Annotated in this window: 29 protein-coding genes and 1 riboswitch; of the genes, 6 read left to right on the top strand and 23 right to left on the bottom strand. The window is 59.0% G+C overall.

Annotated elements, in window-relative coordinates; all coding sequences use genetic code 11:
* Positions 1-112 precede the first annotated feature (112 nt).
* Positions 113-472, top strand: coding sequence for a winged helix-turn-helix transcriptional regulator (locus B7E11_RS15230; RefSeq protein ID WP_080836130.1), 360 nt, complete (start codon positions 113-115; stop codon positions 470-472).
* A gap of 49 nt (positions 473-521) precedes the next feature.
* On the opposite strand, the gene B7E11_RS15225 is transcribed toward B7E11_RS15230, so the two are convergent.
* The 14 genes from B7E11_RS15225 to B7E11_RS29615 all read right to left on the bottom strand — a co-directional run bounded on the left by B7E11_RS15225 (position 522) and on the right by B7E11_RS29615 (position 13,429).
* The gene (locus B7E11_RS15225; RefSeq protein WP_080836129.1) at positions 522-1,646 is read right to left on the bottom strand and encodes an NADH-dependent flavin oxidoreductase; all 1,125 of its coding nucleotides are present in this window, start codon (positions 1,644-1,646) and stop codon (positions 522-524) included.
* Positions 1,647-2,154: 508 nt separating this feature from the next.
* Entirely contained in the window at positions 2,155-3,711 is a 1,557-nt protein-coding gene (locus B7E11_RS15220; RefSeq protein WP_080836127.1) for a 2-isopropylmalate synthase, read from the bottom strand.
* A 917-nt stretch (positions 3,712-4,628) separates the two neighbouring features.
* Entirely contained in the window at positions 4,629-5,084 is a 456-nt protein-coding gene (locus tag B7E11_RS15215; protein WP_080836126.1) for a hypothetical protein, read from the bottom strand.
* A 90-nt stretch (positions 5,085-5,174) separates the two neighbouring features.
* Complete coding sequence (gene speD / locus B7E11_RS15210; protein ID WP_080836125.1) at positions 5,175-6,017, bottom strand: adenosylmethionine decarboxylase; 843 nt, start codon at positions 6,015-6,017, stop codon at positions 5,175-5,177.
* Positions 6,018-6,037: 20 nt separating this feature from the next.
* Positions 6,038-6,433 carry a hypothetical protein gene (locus tag B7E11_RS29035; RefSeq protein WP_139787215.1) on the bottom strand — a complete coding sequence of 132 codons (396 nt, stop codon included), beginning with the start codon at positions 6,431-6,433 and terminating at the stop codon, positions 6,038-6,040.
* A gap of 210 nt (positions 6,434-6,643) precedes the next feature.
* Complete coding sequence (gene tsaD / locus B7E11_RS15200) at positions 6,644-7,687, bottom strand: tRNA (adenosine(37)-N6)-threonylcarbamoyltransferase complex transferase subunit TsaD (RefSeq protein ID WP_080836118.1); 1,044 nt, start codon at positions 7,685-7,687, stop codon at positions 6,644-6,646.
* Positions 7,684-8,211, bottom strand: a complete 528-nt coding sequence (gene rimI, locus B7E11_RS15195; protein WP_080836115.1) for a ribosomal protein S18-alanine N-acetyltransferase — start codon at positions 8,209-8,211, stop codon at positions 7,684-7,686. The genes tsaD and rimI overlap by 4 nt, the downstream gene beginning before the upstream one ends.
* Positions 8,211-9,011 (bottom strand): tRNA (adenosine(37)-N6)-threonylcarbamoyltransferase complex dimerization subunit type 1 TsaB, encoded by an 801-nt coding sequence (gene tsaB / locus B7E11_RS15190; RefSeq protein ID WP_245809739.1) that lies wholly within the window; start codon positions 9,009-9,011, stop codon positions 8,211-8,213. Before tsaB ends, rimI begins: the two co-directional genes overlap by 1 nt.
* Before the next feature lie 94 nt (positions 9,012-9,105).
* Complete coding sequence (tsaE, locus tag B7E11_RS15185; protein WP_080836113.1) at positions 9,106-9,621, bottom strand: tRNA (adenosine(37)-N6)-threonylcarbamoyltransferase complex ATPase subunit type 1 TsaE; 516 nt, start codon at positions 9,619-9,621, stop codon at positions 9,106-9,108.
* Between the two features lie 109 nt (positions 9,622-9,730).
* The gene (locus B7E11_RS15180) at positions 9,731-10,267 is read right to left on the bottom strand and encodes a VanZ family protein (RefSeq protein ID WP_080836111.1); all 537 of its coding nucleotides are present in this window, start codon (positions 10,265-10,267) and stop codon (positions 9,731-9,733) included.
* Between the two features lie 117 nt (positions 10,268-10,384).
* Positions 10,385-12,250: a sensor histidine kinase gene (locus B7E11_RS15175; protein ID WP_080836109.1), complete on the bottom strand. Its 1,866-nt coding sequence runs from the start codon at positions 12,248-12,250 to the stop codon at positions 10,385-10,387.
* A 163-nt stretch (positions 12,251-12,413) separates the two neighbouring features.
* Complete coding sequence (locus tag B7E11_RS15170; protein ID WP_080836107.1) at positions 12,414-12,986, bottom strand: FAD-dependent oxidoreductase; 573 nt, start codon at positions 12,984-12,986, stop codon at positions 12,414-12,416.
* Between the two features lie 90 nt (positions 12,987-13,076).
* Positions 13,077-13,262: an H-type small acid-soluble spore protein gene (locus tag B7E11_RS15165; RefSeq protein WP_080836105.1), complete on the bottom strand. Its 186-nt coding sequence runs from the start codon at positions 13,260-13,262 to the stop codon at positions 13,077-13,079.
* Positions 13,262-13,429 (bottom strand): hypothetical protein, encoded by a 168-nt coding sequence (locus B7E11_RS29615; protein ID WP_176220775.1) that lies wholly within the window; start codon positions 13,427-13,429, stop codon positions 13,262-13,264. The genes B7E11_RS15165 and B7E11_RS29615 overlap by 1 nt, the downstream gene beginning before the upstream one ends.
* Before the next feature lie 125 nt (positions 13,430-13,554).
* On the opposite strand from B7E11_RS29615, the gene ku reads away from it, so the two are divergent.
* Both ku and B7E11_RS15155 read left to right on the top strand, forming a co-directional pair.
* Positions 13,555-14,427, top strand: a complete 873-nt coding sequence (gene ku / locus B7E11_RS15160) for a non-homologous end joining protein Ku (protein ID WP_080836103.1) — start codon at positions 13,555-13,557, stop codon at positions 14,425-14,427.
* Between the two features lie 402 nt (positions 14,428-14,829).
* Positions 14,830-14,971, top strand: a riboswitch (cyclic di-AMP (ydaO/yuaA leader).
* A 6-nt stretch (positions 14,972-14,977) separates the two neighbouring features.
* Positions 14,978-15,796, top strand: a complete 819-nt coding sequence (locus B7E11_RS15155) for a CAP domain-containing protein (RefSeq protein WP_240353129.1) — start codon at positions 14,978-14,980, stop codon at positions 15,794-15,796.
* A gap of 125 nt (positions 15,797-15,921) precedes the next feature.
* Here the strand turns inward: B7E11_RS15155 and B7E11_RS15150 are convergent, their stop codons facing one another.
* Positions 15,922-16,134, bottom strand: a complete 213-nt coding sequence (locus tag B7E11_RS15150) for a hypothetical protein (RefSeq protein WP_080836100.1) — start codon at positions 16,132-16,134, stop codon at positions 15,922-15,924.
* 220 nt (positions 16,135-16,354) lie between these two features.
* Between B7E11_RS15150 and ligD the strand changes: the two genes are divergently transcribed.
* The 3 genes from ligD to B7E11_RS15135 all read left to right on the top strand — a co-directional run bounded on the left by ligD (position 16,355) and on the right by B7E11_RS15135 (position 19,022).
* Positions 16,355-17,242: a non-homologous end-joining DNA ligase gene (gene ligD, locus B7E11_RS15145; protein ID WP_080840841.1), complete on the top strand. Its 888-nt coding sequence runs from the start codon at positions 16,355-16,357 to the stop codon at positions 17,240-17,242.
* 437 nt (positions 17,243-17,679) lie between these two features.
* Entirely contained in the window at positions 17,680-18,567 is an 888-nt protein-coding gene (locus B7E11_RS29030) for a M23 family metallopeptidase (protein ID WP_139787214.1), read from the top strand.
* A 5-nt stretch (positions 18,568-18,572) separates the two neighbouring features.
* Positions 18,573-19,022 (top strand): bactofilin family protein, encoded by a 450-nt coding sequence (locus B7E11_RS15135; RefSeq protein ID WP_080836099.1) that lies wholly within the window; start codon positions 18,573-18,575, stop codon positions 19,020-19,022.
* 84 nt (positions 19,023-19,106) lie between these two features.
* Here the strand turns inward: B7E11_RS15135 and B7E11_RS15130 are convergent, their stop codons facing one another.
* The 8 genes from B7E11_RS15130 to B7E11_RS15100 all read right to left on the bottom strand — a co-directional run bounded on the left by B7E11_RS15130 (position 19,107) and on the right by B7E11_RS15100 (position 24,367).
* The gene (locus tag B7E11_RS15130) at positions 19,107-19,916 is read right to left on the bottom strand and encodes an ABC transporter permease (RefSeq protein WP_080836097.1); all 810 of its coding nucleotides are present in this window, start codon (positions 19,914-19,916) and stop codon (positions 19,107-19,109) included.
* On the bottom strand, positions 19,909-20,829 hold the full coding sequence (locus B7E11_RS15125) for an ABC transporter ATP-binding protein (protein ID WP_080836096.1): 921 nt from the start codon (positions 20,827-20,829) through the stop codon (positions 19,909-19,911). Before B7E11_RS15125 ends, B7E11_RS15130 begins: the two co-directional genes overlap by 8 nt.
* 124 nt (positions 20,830-20,953) lie before the next feature.
* Positions 20,954-21,133: a hypothetical protein gene (locus B7E11_RS15120; protein WP_080836095.1), complete on the bottom strand. Its 180-nt coding sequence runs from the start codon at positions 21,131-21,133 to the stop codon at positions 20,954-20,956.
* Positions 21,134-21,337: 204 nt separating this feature from the next.
* Positions 21,338-21,805 carry a S24/S26 family peptidase gene (locus B7E11_RS15115; RefSeq protein WP_080836093.1) on the bottom strand — a complete coding sequence of 156 codons (468 nt, stop codon included), beginning with the start codon at positions 21,803-21,805 and terminating at the stop codon, positions 21,338-21,340.
* A gap of 188 nt (positions 21,806-21,993) precedes the next feature.
* Positions 21,994-23,052, bottom strand: a complete 1,059-nt coding sequence (locus tag B7E11_RS15110) for a copper amine oxidase N-terminal domain-containing protein (protein WP_176220774.1) — start codon at positions 23,050-23,052, stop codon at positions 21,994-21,996.
* A gap of 54 nt (positions 23,053-23,106) precedes the next feature.
* Positions 23,107-23,280, bottom strand: coding sequence for a hypothetical protein (locus B7E11_RS29610; protein ID WP_176220773.1), 174 nt, complete (start codon positions 23,278-23,280; stop codon positions 23,107-23,109).
* Positions 23,281-23,306: 26 nt separating this feature from the next.
* The gene (locus B7E11_RS15105; protein WP_080836088.1) at positions 23,307-23,588 is read right to left on the bottom strand and encodes a PqqD family protein; all 282 of its coding nucleotides are present in this window, start codon (positions 23,586-23,588) and stop codon (positions 23,307-23,309) included.
* Positions 23,585-24,367, bottom strand: coding sequence for a hypothetical protein (locus B7E11_RS15100; protein WP_080836087.1), 783 nt, complete (start codon positions 24,365-24,367; stop codon positions 23,585-23,587). Before B7E11_RS15100 ends, B7E11_RS15105 begins: the two co-directional genes overlap by 4 nt.
* Positions 24,368-24,431 lie beyond the last annotated feature (64 nt).

The following is a 24,431-nucleotide window of genomic DNA, read 5'->3' as shown; positions in this document are numbered from 1 at the left end:
GCGGACGCATGGCTTCCGTCTGGCCGGCATCGCCCGGCCGGCGATTGTTTCGGTCATGCATCTTTTGATGCGATATCGGCAAACGAATAAGCCGCACGAGCGAGGTGTCCGCATGAAAAACGAAAAAACCGCGGAAGGGCCTGACGAACGCGAGGAATCGAGCATTTGCGAAGTCCTGCGCATCCTTGGAGCCAAATGGGCGTTTTTGGTGCTGGACGAACTGCTCGAAGGGCCGCAGCGCTTCAATCAGTTGAAACGGAACATATCCATTGTCAAAACCCAGTCGTTGACGGACACCCTGCGCCATTTGGAACATAACGGGCTGGTGCGCCGTCAAGTATTTCCGACCGTCCCGGTAACCGTCGAATATTCGCTGACCGAGAAAGGAAGCGATTTTCAACTGGCGCTGAAGGAGATGGAAAAATGGGGAGCGAAGGGTCATGCGGCCGAGACGCGGGACGCCGCTCCTTAAGAAGCTCGGGCGCCCGCGCAGCTGCGATCGTTTCGTCCTCTCCGCCCCTTCAAGCCTGAACCCGATCCGGATCCAGCGGGATCCAGCCCGGAACGCTCGTCAGCAATTCCAGCAGCGGATCGGGAATGCATAACTCCTCCCTGTTCTTCAGCGACAGCGCCGTTCGAATCTTTTCTTCCCGCCCTTGCCTGATCAGCTCGCTCCAATCCGGCTCCATGATCAGTTCCCGGCCGAGGGCGATCAGGGGAATGCCGGACCGCAACGCTTCGAGGGCGTCTTCCGGCGTATGAATGCTTCCCACGCCGATAACGGCCAAACGCGAGCCGACGCGCTCCTGAATGATCGCGAGCCGGGAGCGGCGATCCTCGACGCCGCGTCTAGGGACGGACCGGAAGTCTTTCACGGAGACGTGAAGGTAATCGAGCCCCGCAGCCGAAAGCGCGTCGATGAAAGCAAGCGTATCCGCCATCGTGACGCCCGGCGTCTCCGGCTCCTCCGGAGAAAGCCGGAAACCGACGATAAACGGCTTTTTCGCCTTCCCGCGAACCGTCCGGAGCACTTCATCCACAACGGTCAATGCGAGCTTCATCCGGTTTTCAAGGCTGCCGCCGAAAGAGTCCGTTCGCCTGTTCGTATACGGCGAAAAAAACTGCTGCAGCAAATTTCCGTTCCCGCCGTGAATTTCAACGCCGTCAAACCCCGCTTCGACGGCCCGTCCCGCCGCTTCGGCATACGCGCGCACGATTCTGTCCATTTCCGTCTCGGCCAGCGCGCGCGGGATGGCCGCGCCTTCCTTGTCCTCCGGGATCGTCCCGCTGCTTACGAATTCGCCCGTCCTTGAATTTTGTCTGCCCCCGTGAAAAATTTGCAGCACCGCCGCCGCTCCTTTAGCACGGATCGCCGCCGCGAGTTTGCCCAACCCTGGAATCAGCTCGTCCCGGTCCGCGCCGGGACCGCCGAACAGTCCGCCTTCCGCCGATACGTAAGTCGCGGCAGTAATGACCATGCCCGCGCTCCGGGCCCTGCGGGAGTAATAGCGAATTTCCTCCTCGGAAATCGATCCGTCCGCGTTCGAGCTCATATGCGTCATGGGGGCCATCACAACCCGGCTTTTCAGCCTGACGCCGGATTTGAAGGCAAAAGAATCGAAAATCGGCCGATACGCTTGGTTCATTGTTCTCAGCTCCTATGTTTGCCGGTTTGTAAAACCGATTATAGGGGAAGAAGAACCGTTGCGTAAGAACGCAAAATGGCCGGATCTAATCTCGTCGTTTTGACTTACTTACTTTTTATCACCCCAAAGGGTTATCCACAGCTTTTAAATAATCGCACATCCGATCGGAAACGGGCCTCATGCGCTTTTTTTGGCGATCTGGACGCCTTTTTGTAAACCCAACATCATTGGAATATTAATATCCCCGATTTTATCCACATTGTCCACAAAATCCACAGATCGCCTGTGAAAAAGTAATCCCCGTTTCATCGAAACGCAACCCGAAGTCCCCCAACGGTTTCGCCGTTTTACCCACAATATGCACAACGGGTGTGGACAACTTTGTCCACACCCGTGACGACCTCTCGATTTACCTTTGTTGTCCGACGGGATTCGCCGCGGCGCTCTTTGTCGCCGGGTTCCCGTCATGCTCTCGCTGCCGCATCCTTGCGGTGCGAACGAAAGCCCGTTATTGACCGGCGGCGGCCTGCTTGCCCGGGCCCTGCGCCGCGCGCGCAGCCATGATGGCGCTGTTGCATGCCGACACGTAGGCTCTGGCCGCCGCGAAAATGATATCGCGGTGAATCGCCGTGCCCCGGTACCGCTTGCCCTGGAACACGACCGTCACGACGGCCTCTCCGAAGGCGTCTTCGCCCGTAGACAACGAGTGCAGCTCCAAATCCTCGAATTGGGCGTCGACCGGCATCGCCTCGCGGATGCAGCCGATGACCGCTTCGAGCGGCCCTTCCCCCGCTCCCGTATACGTCCGTTCGGCTTCGTCCGCCGCGGTCCGGATCGTGACGGAGGCGATCCGAGAACGATTGGAGCCCGCCAGCACCTGCAGCTCCGTCAATGCGTAAGGCTCGACGGACTGTTCGGTCGATTCGCCGATCAATTGCAGAAGCACGTCGTCCGTGACGACCTTCGTCTCGTCCGCCTTCGCCTTGAACCGTTCGTACACTTCGTCCAGCTCGCGGTCCTGCAGCTTGATGCCGTATTCGGAAGCGCGATGCTTGAGCGCGTGCCGGCCGGAATGCTTGCCCAGAATGATCATGCTGCGCGGAATGCCCATCGCTTCCGGATCCATGATCTCGTACGTGTTCCGGTTTTTCAGCAGGCCGTCCTGATGGATGCCGGACTCATGCTGGAAGGCGTTGCGGCCGACGATCGGCTTGTTGAACGCGATCGGAAAATGCATCGCCCGGCTGACCATCCGCGACGTCTCGAATATTTCCGAGGAGCGGATGTTCGTCGCAAGCCCGAGCGCCTCGCCGCGCGTTTCGATGACCATGACCAGCTCCTCCAGCGAACAGTTGCCGGCCCGCTCGCCGACGCCGTTGACGCTCACCTCGATTTGCGTCACGCCGTGGCGGATGGCCGCCAGGCTGTTGGCGACCGCCAGCCCCAAATCGTTATGGCAGTGCGTGCTGTAGACGACGCTGTCGCCTCCGCGAACGTTTTGCCGAATCCGCGAGAACAACGGGCCGAATTCCTCCGGCAGCGCGTACCCCATCGTGTCCGGAATGTTGATGATCGTCGCTCCTTCTTCGATGGCGGCCTCGACCATCCGGTACAGAAACTCCTCGCTGGCGCGCGAGGCGTCCATCGGGGAAAACTCGATCTGCTCCACGGATTGCTTGCCGTATGCGATCATCTCCCGCATCAAGGCGATGACCTCGTCTTCGGATTTGCGCAGCTGATGCTCCAAATGAATTTGCGAAGCCGATATGAACAGGTGCAGCCGGCGGCGGGCCGCATCCTGCGTGGCGGCGACGGCGGCGTCGATATCGGCCTTCACGCAGCGGGCGAAACCGCAAATTTCAACCTCCTGCAGCTCGCGGGAAATTTGCTGAATCGCCTGGAACTCGCCGGGACTGGAAATGGCGAAGCCCGGTTCGATCGTATCGACGCCCGCGCGCGCCAATTGTCTGGCGATAACGATTTTTTGCTCCGGTCTCAGCGATGCGCCCGGGGCTTGCTCTCCGTCGCGCAGCGTCGTATCGAAAATTTTAATTTGCTTTTTCATATGGATAACCTCCCTGATCTGTTGGCGAAATAAAGGGAAACGGCGTTGTCGTTTGACTTTGGCATCGATGCTTGCTCGCATTCGCAAAACGGTGCAGCCCGGTTCCACTTCCGGTGCCGCCCGACCCGATTTTCGAGACGGCAAAAAGCCCGCCGCCTCTTGTTCTGCAAGAGACGACGGGCCGTTTTCAGCCGCCGCGGTACCACTCCGCTTGGAGCCGCTTGCCGTTCGGACGGCAAGCCGCGCTCCCCCTTATGCGCCGGCGCCCGCCATCCGAATGGCGAACCCGGCGAGCGCCCTGTATCGGGGGCCGGCCGTAACGACGTACGCGCACCCGCCTTGCCGTGCGTTCCGCCGCTCCGCTCCCGGGCGAGTTTCGGATTCCCTTCGACTGCGTCGCACCGTCCCGCAGCTCTCTGTTTCCGGGGTGTCGTCCTACTGCTCCCGTTCATCGCGTTAGCTATTATTTATTCGTGATCTGCGAATGGTTCCGGACGGGCCGCTCAAAAATATAAAAGCCCGCCGTCTCCGTTAAGAGACGGCGGGCCGATCGGCCTTCCGCGGTACCACTCTTGTTGACGATCCCTCACCCTGCAACCCGGGAGGGAAGGTCCGCTTTACGCGACAGCGCGAAAAAAGTTCATCGCCTCTGCCGCACCCGGTTACGGGGGTTAACCGTAACGACGTACGCGGATGCCGCATTCGCTGCCGCATCGTTCCGCCGATCCGCTCCCAGGCGAGTTCGGGCTGCCCGTCTGCTGCGTCGCACCGTCCCGCAGCTCTCTGATTCGGGGTGTAAGCCTTACTGATCCTGTTCCTCGCGTTTGTTCGTTGTGGAATTGGCTTTTATTATATTCTCCTCGGAATGTTCTGTCAATTCGCTTTTCGAAAAATGTTCCGGTCGGCGGGCGCGACGCTCAAATCCACTTGAAAAAACGGCCTTTGCGGATGACGATATCGTGCCGCGCCGCCCAAACGACGAGCGAGTTGCGATCCCTCGCGTCCGGGATATCGAGGCACAGCCGCACCGGCGCGATCCGGCGGCCCGCCGGCACGATGCCCACAATGCGGCCGTGAATGCGGATTTGCCCGATGGCCCCGGGGTCCAGCGCCATTCCGTTCACCTCGACCGTCCCGGGGAATAGGGCCAGTTCGGCCCTCCCTTTGACTCTTCTCAAAAACAGGTAAAAAAGCGCGAACAGACAGCAGCAGGCGAAGGCCGCGTTCGCGTACAGGCGGGTCCCCGCCGGCTCTTCGCGAAGCAAATTGCCCAGCGACATCAGGAGCAGGAACGCGAACCCGGCAAGGGTGCCGAGCTCGAGCGGAAATTTGGCGGAGATGAGGCGGCGCGTTTCGGCTTTCGAATCGGACACGACGTGTCCCCCTTTCCCGGACAGGCTGTCTTCTATCCTATTCCGCCGGTCCGCGAAACATGCCTGCCGAACGGAAACTCGATCGATCCGTCAATTTTCGTTTCCGCCGTCTTTTTCCGGGGAGCCCCGCTTCATGTTTTTGCCGTAAAAAATTTCGTCCATCTCCTGCTGAAGCTGCTCCGCGATTTGTTGCTGCTCGTCCTCGTCGAGCTTCTCCTTCGTATAGCCGAACAAATAGTTGTTCAGGTCGAATTGGCGCAGCTTGCACTTCGTATGAAAAATGTGCTCCTGGTACACGTTGACGTCGATCATGTGAAAATCGGCTTTGACGTTTTCCGGGATGTAATCCTGAATGGAGCCGATATCGTGGTCGATAAACAGCTTTCGGCCTTTGATATCCCTCGTAAAGCCCCGCACCCGGTAATCGATCGTCATGATGTCGGTATCGAACGAGTGGATTAAGTAATTGAGCGCCTTAAGCGGCGAAATCTCCCCGCACGTGGATACGTCGATGTCGGCGCGGAACGTGCTGATTCCTTTTTCCGGGTGATATTCCGGGTACGTATGAACGGTGATATGGCTTTTGTCCAGCGACATGACGACCGCGGCCGGCAGCGGACCGGGCGAGGCGTCGAACGATTCGTCCGGCGCCTCGTCGACGGGCCCCTCCGAGATCAGAACGGTCACGCTCGCCCCTTGCGGAACGTAATCCTGCCTGGCGATGTTGAGCACGTGGGCGCCGATAATGTCGGTTACGGATTTTAAAATGCCCGTCAGCCGCTCCGAATTGTATTGCTCGTCGATGTATTCGATGTAGGCTTCTCGCTCTTCCTTCGTTTTCGTGTAGCAGATGTCGTACATGTTAAAGCTCAGCGACTTGGTCAAATTGTTGAAGCCGTGCAGCGTCACTCTTTGTTCCGGTGTCAGCGTCATGGGCAGCCCCTCTCGTCCGGTTAACGTTTGGTTTTATATTGCCCAATCGCAGGGAGGGGAACACTTGAATGCGGGGAGCGCGGCGGAAATTGGAAATTGGCGCGCCGGGAGTGCCGATGAGGGCGAAAAATTTCCGGATTCGAGAAAAAGCGGCGGTAAGCGGAAAGTACGGCGGAGACATAAGAAAAACGCTTGGCGGTTTCCTTGGAAAGGCGGACCTCCTTGTTCCGAAAACGGAAGGTTCTTTTGGCGGGATTGAGCGGCTGAGCGGGATTGAGCGGGATTGAGCGGGATACCGAACGGTTCGATGCAGCCTGGTTGGATTTCATCCAACGAAAATCGGCTTTTTCGCGAAAATTTTCGGCTTCGTTGGATTTTGTCCAATCTGGCAAGGCTTTTTCGGCGTTTTCGCCCAAATTCCATGTTCCTCATTGGATAAAATCCACTCTAGACTGCGGTTTCTTCGTTTTCCGCTTCCTTGATTGGACAAAATCCAACCTGGGCCTCCCTAAAAATTGCGGTCTTTTCGATTCGGACCGTTATTCCCCGAATAAATCGGAGAGCGGCAAAATTGCGGTCCCAAACGGCCTCGTTATATGGCCGGTCCCCGTTTCTGCAAGCCGGGCTTACCGGGCTTCCCCGCCTCCGCCGACCGACCAGGCCTCCAGCGACAGCTGCGGCTCGGCCTGCATGTCGAGCGAGGTGAACTCGCCCCGCCGCCATTTCAAATCGGCGGCCGCGCCGATCATCGCGGCGTTGTCGCTGCACAGCGACAGCGGCGGAACGAGCAGCGGCAGGCCCGCCTCCGCGCACAGCTCGCCGAGCCGGCTGCGCAGCCCGCGGTTGGCCGCCACGCCGCCGCACAGCAGCATTTGGCGGACGCCGAATTCGGCGGCGGCCCGCATCGCTTTCGTCGTCACGACGTCGATGACCGACGCCTGGAATCCCCTGGCCAGCGCAGCGCCGTCCGGTTCCTCGCCCTTCATCCTGCTGCGGTTGATTTCGGCGAGCACCGCGGATTTCAGCCCGCTGAAGCTGAAATCGTACGAGTCCGCCTCCAGCCAGGCCCGCGGCAGCTCGATTTCCCGCTCGGCGCTTGCCGCCAGGCGGTCGACGTAAGGCCCGCCCGGGTACGGGAACGACAGCGCGCGGGCCACCTTGTCGTAGGCCTCGCCGACGGCGTCGTCCCGCGTGCGGCCGACAATGCGGAAGCTTCCCTCGCGCTCCAGCAGCACGAGCTCGGTGTGGCCGCCCGACACGACGAGCGCCAGCGCCGGGTATTCGATCTCGCCGATAAGCCGATTGGCGTAAATATGACCGGCGATATGATGCGTGCCGATCAGCGGCACGTCCAGCGCCATCGCCAGGCTTTTGGCGGCGACGACCCCGACGAGCAGCGCTCCGACGAGGCCCGGTCCTTGCGTGACGGCGACCGCATCGATGTCGGAAAGCGCGATGCCCGCCTCCTCCACCGCCTGCTCGATCATAAGCGTAATGCTCTCCACGTGCTTGCGCGAGGCGATTTCCGGCACGACTCCGCCGAAGCGGCGATGGGTGTCGATCTGGCTGGACACGACGTTGGAGAGCGCCTCGCGGCCGCCGCGCAAAACGGCCGCGGACGTCTCGTCGCAGCTTGTCTCGATAGCGAGCAGATGATAAGGCCGGCTCATTGCGCTTCTCCTTCCGACGTCCCGGCGGTCCGTTCTCCGTCCCATATTTCGGGAACGAGGTCCGCCCACATAATCAACGCGTCCTCCCGGTTGTCCGAATAATAGCCCGGACGGATGCCGGAAGGAGCGAATCCGAACTGGCGGTACAGCCGCTGCGCGCGTTCGTTCGAAACCCGCACCTCGAGCGTCATCCGCTGCGCTCCGAACCAGTGCGCGGTTTTCATCAATTCCCGAAGCAGCCGCTTGCCGTGACCTTGCCCCTGATATTGCTCGCGAATCGCGATATTGGTCACGTGCGCTTCGTCCACGATGACCCACATGCCGCCGTACCCGAGCACCGTCCCCGATTTTTCCATGACCATGTACTTGGCGAACATGTTGGAGGTCAGCTCGTTGCGGAACGCTTCCTCGGTCCACGGAGCGGCGAACGTCTCCTGCTCGATCTCCACGATCGTCCCGATATCTTCGATCGTCATGGCGCGAAACCGGAATTCTCCCGGCTCCGGCCTACCGTTATTCCGCATTACGCTTTACGCTCCTTCTGCGCCGCCAGCAGCTTGGCTTCCGCCTCCGCCAATTGCGTATAATTGGGGACGAACGCATGGGGTTCGTCCTTTTCTCCGCCGCGAATTCGCCGTTCGGCGAGCAAGCCGACGGCGCCGGCATCCATGCCGAAAGGGACGGCTTCGATCGAAATGCCCGCGTCGGCCAGCGCGCCCGCTGCGGCAGCGACGAGCTCCGCGAACGGTTCGGTTTGCCCGACGAAAACGATCGAGGACGGCCGCTCCCCGCCCGGGAGCTCCTCCGCAGCCTGCTTCAGCTTGTCGAGCCACGGCCCGAACAAACGGATGCCGTCCTCCTCCGTCCGCCGCCAGCTCCCGTCCGGAAGCGCCGCGAACCGCGCGCCATAAGCTTGTCCCCTCCGGCCGTCCATAAGCGGAACGATCCAGGCTTCGCCGCCGCCGTTGTTCGGCCCGATTTCCTTCCAGGCGCCGAACGCCAGCGCTTCCAGGCTGGAGATTCCGACGAGCGGCTTATTCCACGTCCAGGCCAGCGTCTTGGCGGCCGTCACGGCAATGCGCACTCCCGTATACGAACCGGGACCTTGCCCTGCCGCGATCGCGTCAACTTCGTTCCGGGACAGGCCGTTTCTTTCCAGCAGTTCTTTCAGTTCGGAGACGATCCGCACCGCGTGATTGCGCTCCGTAAATGAAAGGGAGGAATCGAGAACGGCCCCGCCCCTTGTGATCGCGGCCGCAAGCACCGCCGTAGACGTATCGAAAGACAGCACCGTCATGGGCGCCGCCTGGTTCTGCAAGTTCACTGAAGCGGTTCCTCCTCCATTTTCCGATCCCGTTCCGACCGAGCCGAAACGAAAACCCAGCCCGACCCCCGAGCCGAAACGAAAATCCCGCCGGTCATTCCCCGGACGGAACCATGCCGAGCTCCCGGCACCAGGCCGCATGCTTTGCGCCCCGCGGTTCGGCCGTAATCCGGCGGGAAGCCGGACCGGTCGTCTCCAGCCGGATATGCAACCGCTCATGCGGAAGCAGCGGCTCGATCAGCGAGGCCCATTCCACCAGGGACACGCCTTGTCCCTCGAAATATTCGTCCAGGCCGAGCTCGTCCGCCTCCTCCGGGGATATCCGGTAGACGTCCATATGATAAAAAGGCAGCCGGCCGCTTTCGTATTCCTTAATGATCGTAAACGTCGGGCTGCTGACGATTTCCCGCACGCCAAGGCCGTCCGCGAACGCTTGCGCGAACTTCGTCTTGCCGGCCCCCAGATCCCCGTCCAAAGCGAGCACGGTTTGCGGTTCGGACAATTCGGCAAGCCGCCTCGCGAAGCTTGCGGTCTCTTCTTCGGACCGCGCTTCCCAAACAAACGAGATTCCCTTCCGATCCCGTTCTTCCGTGTCGTCCCTATCGCTCATGCGTCTGCGACCCCCGGTTTATAATTGTCCTTATTATATCGGTGCGGGCCGGAAGTTGCAAAGATTTCGGCCAAGCGCAAACGGCGCGGGAGAGAGAGATTACGAACGCTTAAGCTCCCGTATGCCGCGAATCCGGTCCGCTCCTTCGTTCGCGGGCAAGGCCGCCCTTCGGTCCGAACCAGCGGGCCAGCATTTCGAAAACCGCCAGCCCCAGCGCCCCTCCGGCCAAATCGATCCAAATATCGGATACGAGCGACGTTCGGCCGGGAGTATACTGCTGGTTCAGCTCGTCCGCCGCCGCGACAAGCATGACGGCAAACAAGCAATATACCGCGCGCTGCGGGAACGAGCGCACGCGCCGCAGCGCGAGCCGGACGAGCACGGCCAGAAAAAAGTAGATGCCGAGATGGGCGGCTTTGCGAACAAGAAACTCGAGCCATGAGTAAGGGTTGCCGGCAGACGTACGTTTCGACTCCCAGAATTCGATCGGAAGGTCCGGCAGGGACCGCGAGAGCGATTCCGCGGACCAATGCTTTTGAAGATAGGGGATAAAATTTTGCTCGTCTCGGCTTTGCGAGGAAAAAAAGAAAATGACGCCGATCCATGCCGCAACGAACGCAAGACAGATGACAACCTTTACGCGCAACGGACGCCTTCCCTTCCAGCGAAGCGGCGGTACGCTTTTTCGCTTTTCTTTTTACTATCCTCCAAACCGCGGGCCTGCGCATCCCCCCTGGGTACTACTTCCGGGCGCTTGGCCGGCTTAAGCGATATCGGATTGGAACGGAATTTGGATGTGAAAAACGCTCCCCCCATTCCGGCCTTCTTCCATCCAGATGTCGCCGCCCATCAGCTCGACGAGATTTTTGCAAATGGCCAGTCCCAGTCCCGCTCCGTCGTAATTTCTCGCCATGGAGGAATCCACTTGGGAGAAAGGAAGGAACAACAGCTCCCGTTTGGAGGGGGGGATTCCGATTCCCGTATCCGCAATCGAAAATTTGACGATCGTGAGCATGCCGGAGTTGGATTTCAGGCTTTCGACCCGAACGGCCTCGGCGCGAACGAAGCCATGATCCGTGAATTTGACGGCGTTGCCGATCAGGTTGACGAGAATTTGCCGCAATCTTACCCGGTCGCCGTACAACCGGTCGGGGATCGTCCCGTCGATCGCGCTTTCCAGCCGGATCCCTTTTTGCATGGCGTTGACCGCAAACAGGTTCAAACATTCCTCGACGCAGGCGCCAAGGTGGAAATCCGAATTTTGCAGGCCGATGCCGCCGGCCTCGATCCGGGAGAAATCGAGAATGTCGCTCATGATGCGAAGCAGGGCCTGGCTGCTTTTCTCCTGGAAACGCAACAGCTCGCGCTGGCTTTCGTTGATCGGCGAGTTCTGCAGCAGCTCGTTGATGCCGACGATTCCCGTCAGCGGCGTTCGAATTTCGTGGCTCATGGCGGCCAGAAACCGGTTTTTGGCGGCGCGCGCGACTTCGGCCTCCCGCTTTGCCCGAACCAGTTCCAGCTCGGTCGCCCGCTCCTCGGTAATGTCTCTTCCCGCAGCGTACAAAAGCAGCCGATTTTCCTGGATCAACGGGAAAAAGGTACCGGAAACCAGCATCTCGTTCCCGAACCGGTTGACCAGATGGAATTCCACTTGCTGGGGCTCGGACAGGCGGAGAGCCAGGCTCGATCTCAATTCCAGCTCCATCCGCTCCTGGGCGTCGTTCACGAGCTTGACCGGATCGATCCCCGAGAAATCTTCCTCCGAAAAGCCGAGTCTCTCGATCACGGCCGAATTGACATGAACGACGCGTTGAACGAGAGGATCGTAACAGACGACCATGACCGGCGAATTTTCGAACAGGGAGACGAAGCGGCTTTCGTGTTCGGCGGCTTTTTTAAGCGCATGCCGCTTGTCGAGAAACATGCTCGTCCAACCGGCCGCAACGACGAATAAAACGCTGGCGCCGATCCCGATCGCCGTTTGCCGCTCATGAAGAACGGCCGGTCCCGGCCAGGAACCGTCCTCCGGCACGAAGCGGGCTCCGGCCATGGAAACGTAATGGGTCGCAATGATTGCAAGACCGAGCAGAACCGCCCCTAATATACGGGACTGGATCGGGATGCCGCCGGGATAACGCGCGCGGAACAAAACGCGTACGGCCATATACGAAATGCCGAAGGCGAAAAGCGCGGAAATCGCGATCGAAAGCGGCTCGTATTCGATTTCCTTCGGCATTTTCATCGCGGAAAAGCTGATGTAATGGAGGACGAGGATATTGAACCCGATCTGCAGGCCGCCGATCGCCAGATGCCGCCGGCGGATCTCTTTTTTCGTCAAGATATGCATCGCCCAATAGGAGGAGAAAACGGACAAGGCGAAGGATAAAATCGAGGAAGACACGCAATACGCGACGGGAAAATCGATATGAAGGGCGCGCATGCCCGTATAATGCGTGAACCAAATAGCCTTGCCCATGACGAGGGAAGACGCCGACAGCAGAAGGCCTTTATTTTTTCCCCTTTTGATAAAAAGATGGAGGATGTTCAATGAAATAAAAGAAAAAACGAGCGCGATCGTTATGGAGAACAGCACCAAGAAATCATTGTAGTGTCCGGTATCGTGTTGCATAGGCGCAGCTCCTACAATATTCGTTTGTATGCCTAAATCTTAAAACGCTTATGGTTAAAAATCAAACCCCAAAGTTAGGCGATTCGGCCGGGTTGAATTGGAACGAAAAAAGAAAAAACCAGAGACTCGTGTCCCTGGTTTCGCGAAAGCGGAAAGATCGAATTTACGCTTGCTTCATCACGTCGTGGTCGACATAACGCTCGCCGTTCATTTCGCTGATCACGTTGATCGCGACTTTGGCCCCGTCCCCCGCCGTAATGATCGTATGCATGCTCGCGCCCGCAACGGTTCCCGCCGCCCAGACGTTGTCGAGGCTGGTTTTCCCCTCGGGAGTGGCATCGATAATCGTCTTGATGCGGGGCTCGGTGCCGGGCTTCGTGCGAATGCCGCTCGCCTCCGCGAGATCGGCGAACATGCCGGTCGCTACGATGACGTGCTGCCCTTCGTACGAAGCTCCGCCCTCGGTCTCGACGGCGATGAAGCCGTCGCCGGCGGTTATTTTTACCGCTTTGTCCGTGACGAATTCGGTTCCGTGCTGCGCCGCCTGCTTTTTGCCGGTTTCGACCAGATCGGGCCCGTTAATGTTCGCGGCTCCGTAGTGGTTTTCCAGCCATGCCCGTCTCGTTACGCTTTGATCGTTGTCGATGACGAGCGTTTTTTTCCCCGCTTTGGACGTGAAAATGGCCGCGCTCGCCCCCGCGGGACCTCCGCCGATAATGACGATATCGTACGACATAGTGAATTCTCCTTCCGCATGGTAATGAAGATTGAAAGATTGCTCTTCCTTATCATACCATTCGGAAAGACCGCTTTCAAAAGCCCGACGTTACGGCCGGCCCTCTTCCAGCCGTTCCACCGATACCGTCAGCGTATTGAGCGGGTCGGATCCGACCCGCACGGTCGCCATTTCGTTCGCGACGTCGACATTTTCGATCCATACCGATTTTCCGCCCAATTGCACGGCAAACATGTCTTCGGATTCGTAAATTTGCTTCGCCCGCTTGACGTCCATCAGGGTCTGTCCTCCTCCATCGTGTCGGTCGTCGTTTCCTCGATCAGTCCGTTGTGGACCGTCACTTGCCCGCCGCCGAGCCCTTCGTTGATCATTCGGTCGACATCCATGTCGTATTCGTCCTTGCCTTCGTAAATGGAATCGGTTTGCTGCGGATTTTCCGCCATGTCCTTTTCCCCTCCTTGAGCGAAACAATAAAAACTTGCTTTAAGTTCCCCCGAGGGGTTTGATTTGATGCAAACGCGGGGAGGATAACAAAATCAAAAACGTTTCGGATGGGAGTGAAATCGCGATGCATACCGTGTGGAAAGGAGCCATCAGCTTTGGCCTCGTTCACGTCCCGGTGAAAATGTTTACGGCAACCGAAGATAAGGACATTCACCTCAGATATATCCATAAGGAGTGCGGGACTCCCATCTCGTATACGCGCAGCTGCCCCCATTGCGACCGTCCGGCCGAATGGGAAGAAATCGTTCGGGGCTACGAATATGAGAAAGGGCATTTCGTGCTGTTCGAAAACGAGGAGCTGGAGGCCGTAAAGCCGGAAAATACGCGAACGATCAAAATTTTGGATTTTGTCGCCCTGGAAGAAATCGATCCGCTTTATTTTCAAAAAACGTACTATTTGTCGCCCGATCAGGCCGGCGCGGGAGCCTACAGCCTGCTGCTTGAAGCGATGCGGGATTCGGGACGGATCGGCATCGCCAAAGTGGCCATTCGGAGCAAAAGCAGCCTCGCCGCCATCCGGGCGGTGGATAACTGCATTTGCATGGAAACGATGTTCTACCCGGACGAAATCCGGTCGCTCCAGGCCGTTCCGAATTTGCCGCAGCAAGCGAACGTGAACGACCGGGAGCTCGATATGGCGAAAATGCTCATCGAGCAGCTGTCCGCGCCTTTCGAGCCGACCAAATATACGGACGATTATCGGGTGGCGATGCTTGAGGCGATCGAACGCAAAGTCGCGGGCAAAGGCGTGGACGTCGTCACCGCGCCGGCCGCCGAGAGAACCAATGTCATCGATTTGATGTCGGCGCTGCAAGCGAGCCTGGAAGCGGTGAAGTCCGTTCCGGCGGACAAAGGGGCAGCGAAGGATGGGGAAGCTCCGGCGGCCCCGAAGCGGCGGACGGCCCGTGGGCGCAAAACGAAGGAGACGGCTCCGTAAGCGGGCGTATGGCTGACGCTGCTCGCCGAGTTCTCCCGAAAGGTGGATGCCGTTTACTGCCTCGCTCTGACATAATAGCGGCCTCCAGGGGCCGCTATTTGCCCGCAGTTCGGGAAATTCCTCGAATAACGGTCTCTCGCGACCGTTATTTCGGATGACGCATCCGTACCCGGGGTCACGCTCAATCAAATGTCGCTGTGCTCGCTGCCCCGCGATCCGGCGATGCGCCCGAATTTTTCGCCCTCATCGCCTCGCTCGCCCCGCCATCCGGCCAATGTGCCCGAATTTTTCGCCCTCAGCGGCTATCCGGGACGCCATTTTGTACGCGGCGTCTTATTTTTCCTGCGCTTCCATACCATTATTTATAGAATGAAATAGAGTCGGAAGATTGATAGAATGTTAAGCGTTCCAAAGCCAAAGTCTGCAGAGCAGACGCGGGGGAACCAAGTTTTCGGGGTGAAGCCGCTAATCGAAGCTATTGCGGCAGGGGCGCTCTTTGACCCGAACCCGTCAGCTAACCTCGCAGGCAAAACAAAGGGAGGAATGCTTTTTGTTCAAGAAGGGAAGCAAACGTTGGGGTACTCTGGCTCTTTCCGGCGCTCTGGTTACGGCCTTGTCGCTGCCGGCCGGCGCTGCATCCGCAGCATCCAATGCCGACGTGAGCGTGCATACTTTCAAATATACGATCAATAGTTCCGATTTGAACGGTCTGCTTAACGGCATCGATCTGGACAGCTTGCTCGACCAAATCAAGCAAGGCCTGTCGCAAGGCACCGTGACGAAGCCGACGGCTCCGTCCGCGCCGTCCGCCGACAACGGCAATTCCGGCTCGAACGCCGGCTCCGGCAATGCGAGCGGCGGATCGAACGGCAGCGCCGGATCGGGTGCGGGCAATGCCGGCTCCGGCAGCGCGGGCTCGGGCAACGCCGGTTCCGGCAGCAACGGCTCCGGCACGACGAATCCGGGCACCACGAACCCGGGCTCGGGCTCGACCGTCCAAACATCGCAATACGCCGCGGAAGTCGCCAAGCTGGTGAACGCGGAGCGGGCGAAAGCCGGCCTCGGCGCGCTTGCGATGGACAGCAAGCTGTCGGAAGTCGCTCTTGCCAAAGCCAAGGACATGTACAATAAAAACTACTTCAGCCATACTTCGCCGACGTACGGCTCTCCGTTCGACATGATGAAGCAGTTTGGCGTGTCGTTCAACTACGCGGGCGAGAACATCGCGAAGGGCCAAAGAACGCCCGCGGAAGTCATGAACGCCTGGATGAACAGCTCCGGCCATAAAGCGAACATCCTCGGCCAAAACTTCACGAAGATCGGGGTCGCTTACTACAACGGCGTATGGGTCCAAATGTTTATCGGCTAATCGCCGCGACGAAAGCAAAAGGCTGCGCAGCCGCATGAGGCGGGGCGCAGCCTTTTTTTTCATGTCGGCTTAACCGAATCCGTTCGTCCGCTTCGCCATCGGCATCGAAATCCGGCTTTCGATTTTCACCCAATCCACGACAACCCCAAAAAGCCCGCAATTCCGCAAACGAGGGCTCCGATCCGATAAGGCAGGTACGTTCTTCCTTCGGGCTCCTTCGTTCCTCTCAAGCGATGCACCCAGCTCCGGAACCATTCCGGATGCACGGCGATGAACAGAGCCGTTCCCGTCCAGAACACAAGCAGAAGCAATACGGCGGCGGTCAGCGGATTGCTCAAGGCGTTCACCTCATTTTCGAAAACGTTCGGAAGGAAAAACGCGAAGCTCCGTCATCCGGCAAAGCCGCGTCCTTGCTCCCGCTATGTTCGGTTTATGCAGGCAAAACGCCGCTTGTGCATGCCGGCGAAAATGTTCCGGCGGATAAAACGGCCGATTTTGGCGTATATTTTCGGAAAAGGCCGGTTGCCGACAATCCGCCGGACAGACGAGGAGAAAGCGATGCCGCAAAACGTTACGTTAACGATGGGCAAGGACGAACTGAACGTTTCCCACCCCGACAAGCTGCTATGGCCGGAGTCCGGCATTACCAAGCTTGACTATGTTCAAACGCTGGCCCGCCTCTCGCCGTATTTGCTCCCGCACAGCCAGGGACGATATTTGACGACGATCCGGTATCCGGAAGGCATCGCCGGCGAGACGTCCTTTTATCAAAAAAATTGCCCGCGCCCCGCGCCGCCGTTCGTCCGCACGGCCAAAAACGGATCGATCGAGTACATCGTGCTCGATTCGCTGCCGACGCTCGTCTGGCTCGGCAGCTTGTACAGCCTCGAATTCCACGTGTCGTGCGAGCGGATCGGCGAGGAGCTGCCCGACCGTTGGATGCTCGATATCGATCCGTCCGTCGAGGAGGAGCCGCGCCTTATGGAAGCGACGGACGCCGTGCTGGACATGCTGTCCAGGCTCGGACTCGAAGCGGTCGCGAAGACGTCGGGAGCGACGGGCGTGCAGGTCGTCATGCCGATCGAGCCCGGCCCGACGTTCGACGAGCTGCGGGCTTTCGGCAAATTCGTGTCGGAATATTTAACCGCCATGAAGCCGAACATGTTCACGGTCGCCCGCATGAAAAAAGACCGCGGCACGTTGATTTATCTCGATTACTTGCAGCACCATCCCGGGCGCACGCTGCCCGTTCCGTACACGCCCAGAGCGCGTCCGGGCGCGCCCGTATCGACGCCGCTCACCCGCGACGAAGTCCGCCGGGACGTGAAGCCCGGGGACTTCCACCTGGGCAATATCGTGCGGCGGCTGGAGACGGTCGGCGACTTGATCGGCCGCTGCAAGCCCCAGCCGCTCGGGCGCGTGCTTCAGTCGCTTTCCACGTTGTAGCCCGAGCCGCCAGCGATTCGCGCCGCGCGCAGCAAAGGCGACAGCATTCGCGCAAGCGCCCGGGCCGCGAACCGCGTCGAAACGTTTCCGGATCGACTTCGCGGCTGTCCCGCAAATCCCGGACGAAATCCTCCTGCGATAATCGCGGGCCGCAAAATAATAGAACGCGAGGCCGGCGATATTCAAGCACAGAACGGCGTCGCCGACTGCAGTGCGAACAGGAGCGGCAAAACGCACAGCCAACCCCATCCGGCTCCCTATTCGGCTCGCCCCCCCTAAAGCGCTCCGCTCGCATAGCTTGGACTCGGGCCTGGCCGGCCTTCGTCGGCCTTTTCGAACAAAAACTTCAGGTATGTTCATAACCTTGCAAGAATAAATAGCAATAGAGCGCTCAAATCGGCAAATCCCCCAAATCTTCGGTCTGGAAAGGAGAGGAAATGGCCAAGCGTAAAAAAAACGTCAAATGGTCGCTGCTCGTCATTCCGGAACCGAGCCGTTCGGCCAAACAATATCATCTTTCCCGCAGGACGATGCTTCTGCTGCCGGCCGCGGCCGTTTTGGCCGCAGCCGGCTCTCTGATCGCCCTCGAGGCCCGCTCGGAGCTTCGCCTGCGGGCGCTCGAAGGCAAGCATGCCGAGGAAGCCGGCGCGCTGTCGTCCGCGCTCGCGGCCAAGGAAAAGGAACTCGCCCTGCTGAAGCGGGAGCTGGACCGCCTGGCCGGCGAAGCCGCCGCCGCAAAGGCTTCCATGCGGCTGCGGAGCGAAACGCCGCGGCCGGACGCGGCCTTCGATCGGCGCGACAGCGGGGCCTCCTCGGCCGCTGCAGCCGGCGGCGCTCCCGTCGCCAAGCTGTCGCTCGAGGACGCCGCCGCCGCGGCCGGTTCCGATCGGCCGCCGGACGAAACCTCGGAACCGGACGAAACCTCGTTTTCTCCTTCCGCGTGGCCGACCGATTCGAAGCGGCTATCGTCCGGCTTCGGGTACCGCAAGGATCCGTTTACGGGAAAATCCGCGTTGCATGCCGGCGTCGATATTTCCGGGGAAATCGGAGATCCCGTCTACGCCTCGGGGAGCGGCACCGTAAAAGAAACGGGCGAAGACGGCTCCCGCGGCCATTATATTATCCTCGCCCACGGCGGCGAAATCGAATCGTGGTATTTGCATTTGGACGAAATCGAAGTGAAGCAGGGGGATGCCGTACGGCAGGGCGAGCAGATCGGCCGGCTCGGCAACACGGGAAGGAGCACCGGGCCGCACTTGCATTTTCAGGTGGTCGAGGACGGCGAGGCGGTCAATCCGCTGCCCTATATCGCAAAGGAGGATTGACGGCCATGCTCAATAAGTCCAAAAGCCCGAAGGGCGCCGCCGATACGTTGATCGGTGCGGGCACCGAAGCGGAAGGCGCGCTCAAGACGCCGACCGGCCTGCGCATCGAAGGCGAATTTCGGGGCGAACTCGAAAGCGAAGGAAACGTGGTCATCGGAAAAACGGGCATCGCCCGCTGCAGCATTCTGGCCCGCGACGTCACCATTGCCGGCAAAGTGTTCGGCGACGTTTGGTCGAGCGGCAAGCTGACCATACTTCCCGGCGGGCATTTGGACGGCAATGCGCAGACGGCCCTGCTTATCGTGCACGAGGGCGGCTGCTTCAACGGAACCGTTCGAATGGAGCCGTCCGAAGGCGCCGCCGCCCGCCTTCAGCCCGCGGTTTCGGCGCCGGCCGGGCCGCAAGCGGACCCATCGGCGGAATCGTCGGGCAAACGGGACAAAAAGGCGGTCTGACCGCCGACGAAGCCAACGCGAAAAAGCCGTCCCGTTCGGCGGCGATTGCCTGCCCGAAGGGACGGCCGGAACGAATGGCTTTCCTTAGCCCGCCACGTCGCGTTTGCGGAACACGGTCCAGGAAATCAGGTTGAAAATGACGAAGTAAACGGCCAGCACGGCGAGCGAGAAGCCGAACGTTGTCGGGTGATTCGGCAGCGGCCCGTTGCCCCCGTCCAAATAATTCGTCAACTGCAGATGCGGGAACAGCACGAACTTGACCCAGGGTTTGTCCGTCAACGACAGCAGGCCGCTGAGCATGCTGCCCGACAGCAGCAGGAAAATCGACAAGCCGATCGCCAGCCCGCTGCTGCGGAAAGCCGCGGACAGCATGAATCCGAACGTCAAAATCACGAGCTGGGTAATGAACAACAGCAAATATCCCGTTGCCGCGTACGCCCACGGAGACCCGCCCGCCAGCGGCGACGATTCGGGAATGAATCCCGCCGGGGATGCTTCGTATCCGAAGATCGCCGCGTTGATGACAAACGTCGCGACAAAGCAAAGCGCGCTGAACAGCAGGGCGAACAGCACAAGCGAAATAAATTTCGAGAGCAGGATGGCCGAGCGGCTCCACGGGCGAATCAGCAGCAGCTTGATCGTTCCCCACGTGAACTCTCCGGCGACGGAATCGGCTCCCTTGACGACTGCGAAAATGGTGATCAGCTGGAAGACGACCGACGTTTCCACCATCATCATATCCCAGTTCGTATAGCCTTCGGTGCCGTCCATGAACGCGATCAGGGCGCTCATCAGCAGCGGCGTCAGCACGATGAAGGCCATCATGATCCACGTCCGGGGTCGCCGGTAAATTTTCATGTTTTCATTTTGCACGAGTTTCCAGAAATTAGCCAATCGAATCACTCCCCGTCACCTCGAGGAATTGGTCCTCCAGCGATTTCGTTTTCTTGCGGATGCCGTAGACGTTGATCCCCGCTTCCACCAAGCGGCGGTTGACGGCCGCGACCATGCTTTTGTCCGCCGTTACGCTAAGCAACCCGTCGACGATCGTTCCCGCGCCCTGGCCTTCGAGAACGCCGAGCGCCGCATCGGGATGATCGACCTCGAACAGCACGTCTTCCGCCGCTCCGGACGCTCCGGAAGCTCCTCCGATGGAACGGATGTCCAAAATTTTGCCCTGCTGCAAAATGGCGACCCGGTCGCACATCAGCTCCATCTCCGAAAGCAGATGGCTCGAGACGAACACGGATGTTCCTTCTTCCCGGGCCAGCACGCGCAAATAATCGCGCAGCTCCCGGATGCCCGCCGGATCCAGACCGTTCGTCGGCTCGTCGAGGATCAGCAGCGAAGGACGGTGCAGGATCGCCTGCGCTACGCCGAGGCGCTGCCGCATGCCCAGCGAATATTTTTTCACCTTGTCGTGAATCCGGTTTTTGAGGCCGACCAATTCGATCACTTCGTCGATCCGCGCCTTGGTGACGCCCGGATTCATGCGGGCGAAGTGCACCAGATTTTGATACCCGGTCAAAAATTTGTACATCTCCGGATTTTCCACGATGGCGCCGACCTTGGAGACGGCTTGCTGCCAGGACGATTTTACGCTGTGTCCCGCAATCGAGATATCCCCGCCGGTAATCGAAATCAATCCGACCATCATGCGGATCGTCGTCGTCTTGCCCGACCCGTTCGGACCGAGAAAGCCGAACACTTCTCCCGGATACACGTCGAGCGAAACCCGGTCGATGATCGTGCGGCCGCCGATGCGCTTGGTCACTTCCTGCAGCCGGACGACTGGTTCCTGAGACATCGTTTCCCCTCCATTTTCCTGCATGCGAAATCGATAGCACCTATTTAAAATAGTTCATTTATGCCCGACCGTCACTAGCCTTAGGGCTAAGTTTCGCGACTGGCCTCGGGGCTAATCGTCGGTTTCAGCTTTCTCCGGAAGCGAGCTCCTCACCCCTTTTGGCGCGTTCGACCGCCTCGCAGCTCAGGCAAACGCCGAGCGGAACGTGAATTTTGTAAAATCCGGTCAAAAACAGCCGATGGGCCGACTCCTTGGGCAAAGACTGATTGCACCGCACGCAAAAAAACCGAACCCCTTGCTTCATGGACCTTCTCTCCTTTTGTCCCCGCATGATCCGCGATACTAACTGTATCAAAGAAAGGGTAACGAGGAGAGCGAAATTTGTCAAGAAAAATCGAGCGAAATTGTCGTTTTTTCGGGAATAAACGTCGCCAAACGCGGTCGGCGATCGGAATCGCAACGAAATCGCATGCGAAAAGGAGGGGCGGGAGGGGAAAAACGCGGGGAATTAAACGGCGCTTTTTCGGGATGCCAAAAGAGCCGCTTTTCTCAGCGGCCAAGAAAGGATAGGAAACCGGACCATCGACCAACTCCAAACGAACGCGAAGAAGCCGCTCGCCTTCCTGATGCGGCGGCCGCGGCGAATCCAAACGAGCTTGCCCAAAATTTGCCCGTCTTCGATCGGTTCGTCGTATTGAAGATTCGTGTCCCCTTTCAACCGATAGCGATAGGCATGTTCCGCCCTTTCGACGCGATGCAGCCGATGCCCGATCAGCCGGCCGTCCCCGGTCGCGAACAGCAGCACGTCTCCGGGCCGGCAGGCGGACCGGTCCGCCTTCTCCAGGGCCAAAAAACGGCACGAGTCGCCCTCCCGAATGTACGGGAACATGCTGTAGCCGCGCGATCGGATGTCGATCCATCCGTGAAGTTCGAGAAACCGCTTGCAAACCTCGATCCGTTTCTCTTCGTGCAGCATTTTCGGTCACCTGACTCTGGATTCGTTCAAATGGAAAAACCGCGGACATCGCAGCATGAAGCGATGAGGCGGAGCGCGCCTTGAGTTCAAGGCCGCTCGCGAATTCGCTCTGCTTGCGATGTCCGCCGGTCAACATCTTATTGCGTCAATCTGTATCATATTTTTATTCGTTAATTCGTTGATTCCCTCTATTGCGCATACTCGTTGTTTTTGAATTGGCCGCGGTAAACTTCCTGCCCGTTCTCGTCGTAGACAACGCCGGATCCGCTGCGAGCGCCGAACGCGAACTCGCCGACGTACTTCCACTTGTCGGGCCATACGTACTCGCCTGTTCCATGGATCATTCCGTCCAGGAAAGAACCGGTGTACGTCGAGCCGTCCGCCCAAACGATCGTCCCCTGTCCCGAAAACTTGTCGTTCGCAAACGAGCCGGTGTACGTATTGTCTCCCGTTTTCGCTTCGTCCTCGGCCAAGGGATTGCTAACGGCTTCGGCCTCCTCTTCCCGCCAAATGAACGTTCCTTTCCCTTCCCTTTTGCCCGCTTTATATTCGCCTTCGTATTTCAACGTTCCGTCCCCGTAGTACCACTTGCCGGAGCCGTCCATCAAGTTGTTTTTCCAGCCGCCCTCGTATACGACGAAGCCTTTGTCGTCGAAGTACTTCCCTTGGCCTTCCAACTTGCCTTTTGCGAAGTCGCCTTCGTAGAAGGTCATTCCGTTCGGATAGACCAGCCTTCCCTTTCCTTCCCATAGACCGTCCTTCTGTTCGCCGACGTAGGTGAATTTGCCGCCGTTAAAGGCGTCGACGAATTGGGAAAGATCCGTCGTCACGATATTGATCAGCTTCTCGCTTTGGTTCCAGCTGACAAAGCGGCCTGTCGCTTCGCTGATGAACCGAAGCGGAACCATGACATAGTTGGCGGAGGCGAAGGGGGCGGCCTCCAGCGTGAAGGAAACGCCGTTGACATAAGCTTCCGTCTTTCCGACGAACAGCTCGATCTTGTAGCCCGCCTTCTCGGCCGTCACTTTCCGGGCCGCGGCGTCCCACTGGACCGTCATGCCGAGTTCTTCGAACGTCGGCCTGAATTGAACGTAAGTTCGGTTCTTTTTGGAGACGGGATGGACTTCGTATTCGATCGCTTCGCCGTCGATCTTTACCTGAATGACGGGCCCCTCCGCCGCGAAGGCGGAGACCGGCAGCAGCAGCAGGAGCAGCCCCGCGACAATCGTGATGACCAGTTTTTTCAAACGCATGTACCTCCTCGTTCAATCGCTTTTCCGAATCGGCCCGGTCAGGCCGGATCAGTGCGATCCCATATCTCCCGACTTGGGCAGGAACGGAATCGTGTAGTCGACGCCTCTAAGCCGTTCCGGCTGGAACGGCGCGATTCCGCCGATCGGACCTGAAAATGCCGTTTCGAAACGAATGGGAACCACTTGCAAAACCGCAGGGGCCTCATAAGGCTTCTTCTCCATGTAGGTAACCTCCCGATCAAACCTTTTTAAGAACTCATGCCTTGCTTCGAACGAAACCGATTTCCGCCAGCTGCTGCAAAAAAAAAGGCAACGTCCCGTTCGGCGGCTTCGCGGCCAATTTCGTACCTTGCCTGCACGGCCTCCGTCAACTGCCCGATGTCCAGAGCCTGTTTCTCCAGGCATTCCCAGACAAACCCGCCGACTTCGTTTACCTGCGCAACCACTCCCCTCTCCGCCTCGACAATCATCCACTCGCCATCCATAACGACGGATTTCGCATGCTCCGTCCGTTCGAATGCAGCCGTCACGAAATCAACTCCCAAAATGCGTCGTTCTTTTGGAAAAACAAATCGTAGGATCGGACGCGGGAAGCCAGCGTTTCGATCAATCGGATAACCTTGACCGTTTCCTCGGGGGCATGCGGCCAGTAAAACACGGCGTTCATCAGCTTGCGAAAGGCGTCCGATCCGGCAAGCTCGGTCCGTTCGACGCGTTCGGACTGATTCAGAAAATGAACGGCGGCCAGCGGGTACGAGACCTCTCCGTTGTTCGCTTCCGAATCGCTTCGAAACGGAGAGTCATAGACGCGAACGTTCCCGTCTTCGGGGATGCAAACAAGAGACGCTTCATCCGACAAGACGGGACGCGACCGCGACATCAAGGCGACCGTCGACTTTCCGGCCCCCGAGCGGCCGGCGAACAAGTAGGCGTTTCCTCGATCCGCAACGCCGGACGAATGGATCAGCACCCCCCATCCGCGAAACGCGATCAACGCGCTGTACAGGTGAACCATCGCATGCTTGAGCGCCAACGGATCGCGCACCTCGAGCCAGGACTCGGCATAATCCTTCGCGACCCGAAGGCGATAATCGCTTCGCGTATAGGCGGTAACCGCGTTCGTCCGGTCGACCGCGACTTCGTAGCCCATAAAGGGCCGTCCGTACCCGTCGGCGACGTGCAGGACCGTATCCGGCTCCGCGGCGGAGTCGTCCGTCCGAAACAGCCCGCGAAACCAGTTCTCGATCCAAGCGGCCGAAGCGCGAATTCGCACCTTGTGCACGGCGATGGAAATCGTGAAATCGGACACAGTCGTTCTCTCCTCGATGTCCGGGATGGGCACCGCCCGGCAGGCGAGCGGAAAAATTTGTAAC

The organism is Cohnella massiliensis (genome assembly GCF_900169535.1).
Taxonomy (GTDB): Bacteria; Bacillota; Bacilli; order Paenibacillales; family Paenibacillaceae; genus Cohnella; species Cohnella algarum.
This window is presented reverse-complemented; position numbering and strand designations above follow the sequence as displayed.

Excerpts from the sequence above, each read along its gene's own strand:
- B7E11_RS15230 (WP_080836130.1), top strand. The coding sequence starts at position 113 with ATGAAAAACGAAAAAACCGCGGAAGGGCCTGACGAACGCGAGGAATCG.
- B7E11_RS15225 (WP_080836129.1), bottom strand. The coding sequence starts at position 1,646 with ATGAACCAAGCGTATCGGCCGATTTTCGATTCTTTTGCCTTCAAATCC.
- B7E11_RS15220 (WP_080836127.1), bottom strand. The coding sequence starts at position 3,711 with ATGAAAAAGCAAATTAAAATTTTCGATACGACGCTGCGCGACGGAGAG.
- speD (WP_080836125.1), bottom strand. The coding sequence starts at position 6,017 with ATGACGCTGACACCGGAACAAAGAGTGACGCTGCACGGCTTCAACAAT.
- tsaD (WP_080836118.1), bottom strand. The coding sequence starts at position 7,687 with ATGAGCCGGCCTTATCATCTGCTCGCTATCGAGACAAGCTGCGACGAG.
- rimI (WP_080836115.1), bottom strand. The coding sequence starts at position 8,211 with ATGCGGAATAACGGTAGGCCGGAGCCGGGAGAATTCCGGTTTCGCGCC.
- tsaE (WP_080836113.1), bottom strand. The coding sequence starts at position 9,621 with ATGAGCGATAGGGACGACACGGAAGAACGGGATCGGAAGGGAATCTCG.
- B7E11_RS15175 (WP_080836109.1), bottom strand. The coding sequence starts at position 12,250 with ATGCAACACGATACCGGACACTACAATGATTTCTTGGTGCTGTTCTCC.
- B7E11_RS15170 (WP_080836107.1), bottom strand. The coding sequence starts at position 12,986 with ATGTCGTACGATATCGTCATTATCGGCGGAGGTCCCGCGGGGGCGAGC.
- B7E11_RS15165 (WP_080836105.1), bottom strand. The coding sequence starts at position 13,262 with ATGGACGTCAAGCGGGCGAAGCAAATTTACGAATCCGAAGACATGTTT.
- B7E11_RS29615 (WP_176220775.1), bottom strand. The coding sequence starts at position 13,429 with ATGGCGGAAAATCCGCAGCAAACCGATTCCATTTACGAAGGCAAGGAC.
- ku (WP_080836103.1), top strand. The coding sequence starts at position 13,555 with ATGCATACCGTGTGGAAAGGAGCCATCAGCTTTGGCCTCGTTCACGTC.
- ligD (WP_080840841.1), top strand. The coding sequence starts at position 16,355 with ATGCCGCAAAACGTTACGTTAACGATGGGCAAGGACGAACTGAACGTT.
- B7E11_RS29030 (WP_139787214.1), top strand. The coding sequence starts at position 17,680 with ATGGCCAAGCGTAAAAAAAACGTCAAATGGTCGCTGCTCGTCATTCCG.
- B7E11_RS15135 (WP_080836099.1), top strand. The coding sequence starts at position 18,573 with ATGCTCAATAAGTCCAAAAGCCCGAAGGGCGCCGCCGATACGTTGATC.
- B7E11_RS15125 (WP_080836096.1), bottom strand. The coding sequence starts at position 20,829 with ATGTCTCAGGAACCAGTCGTCCGGCTGCAGGAAGTGACCAAGCGCATC.
- B7E11_RS15120 (WP_080836095.1), bottom strand. The coding sequence starts at position 21,133 with ATGAAGCAAGGGGTTCGGTTTTTTTGCGTGCGGTGCAATCAGTCTTTG.
- B7E11_RS15115 (WP_080836093.1), bottom strand. The coding sequence starts at position 21,805 with ATGCTGCACGAAGAGAAACGGATCGAGGTTTGCAAGCGGTTTCTCGAA.
- B7E11_RS29610 (WP_176220773.1), bottom strand. The coding sequence starts at position 23,280 with ATGGAGAAGAAGCCTTATGAGGCCCCTGCGGTTTTGCAAGTGGTTCCC.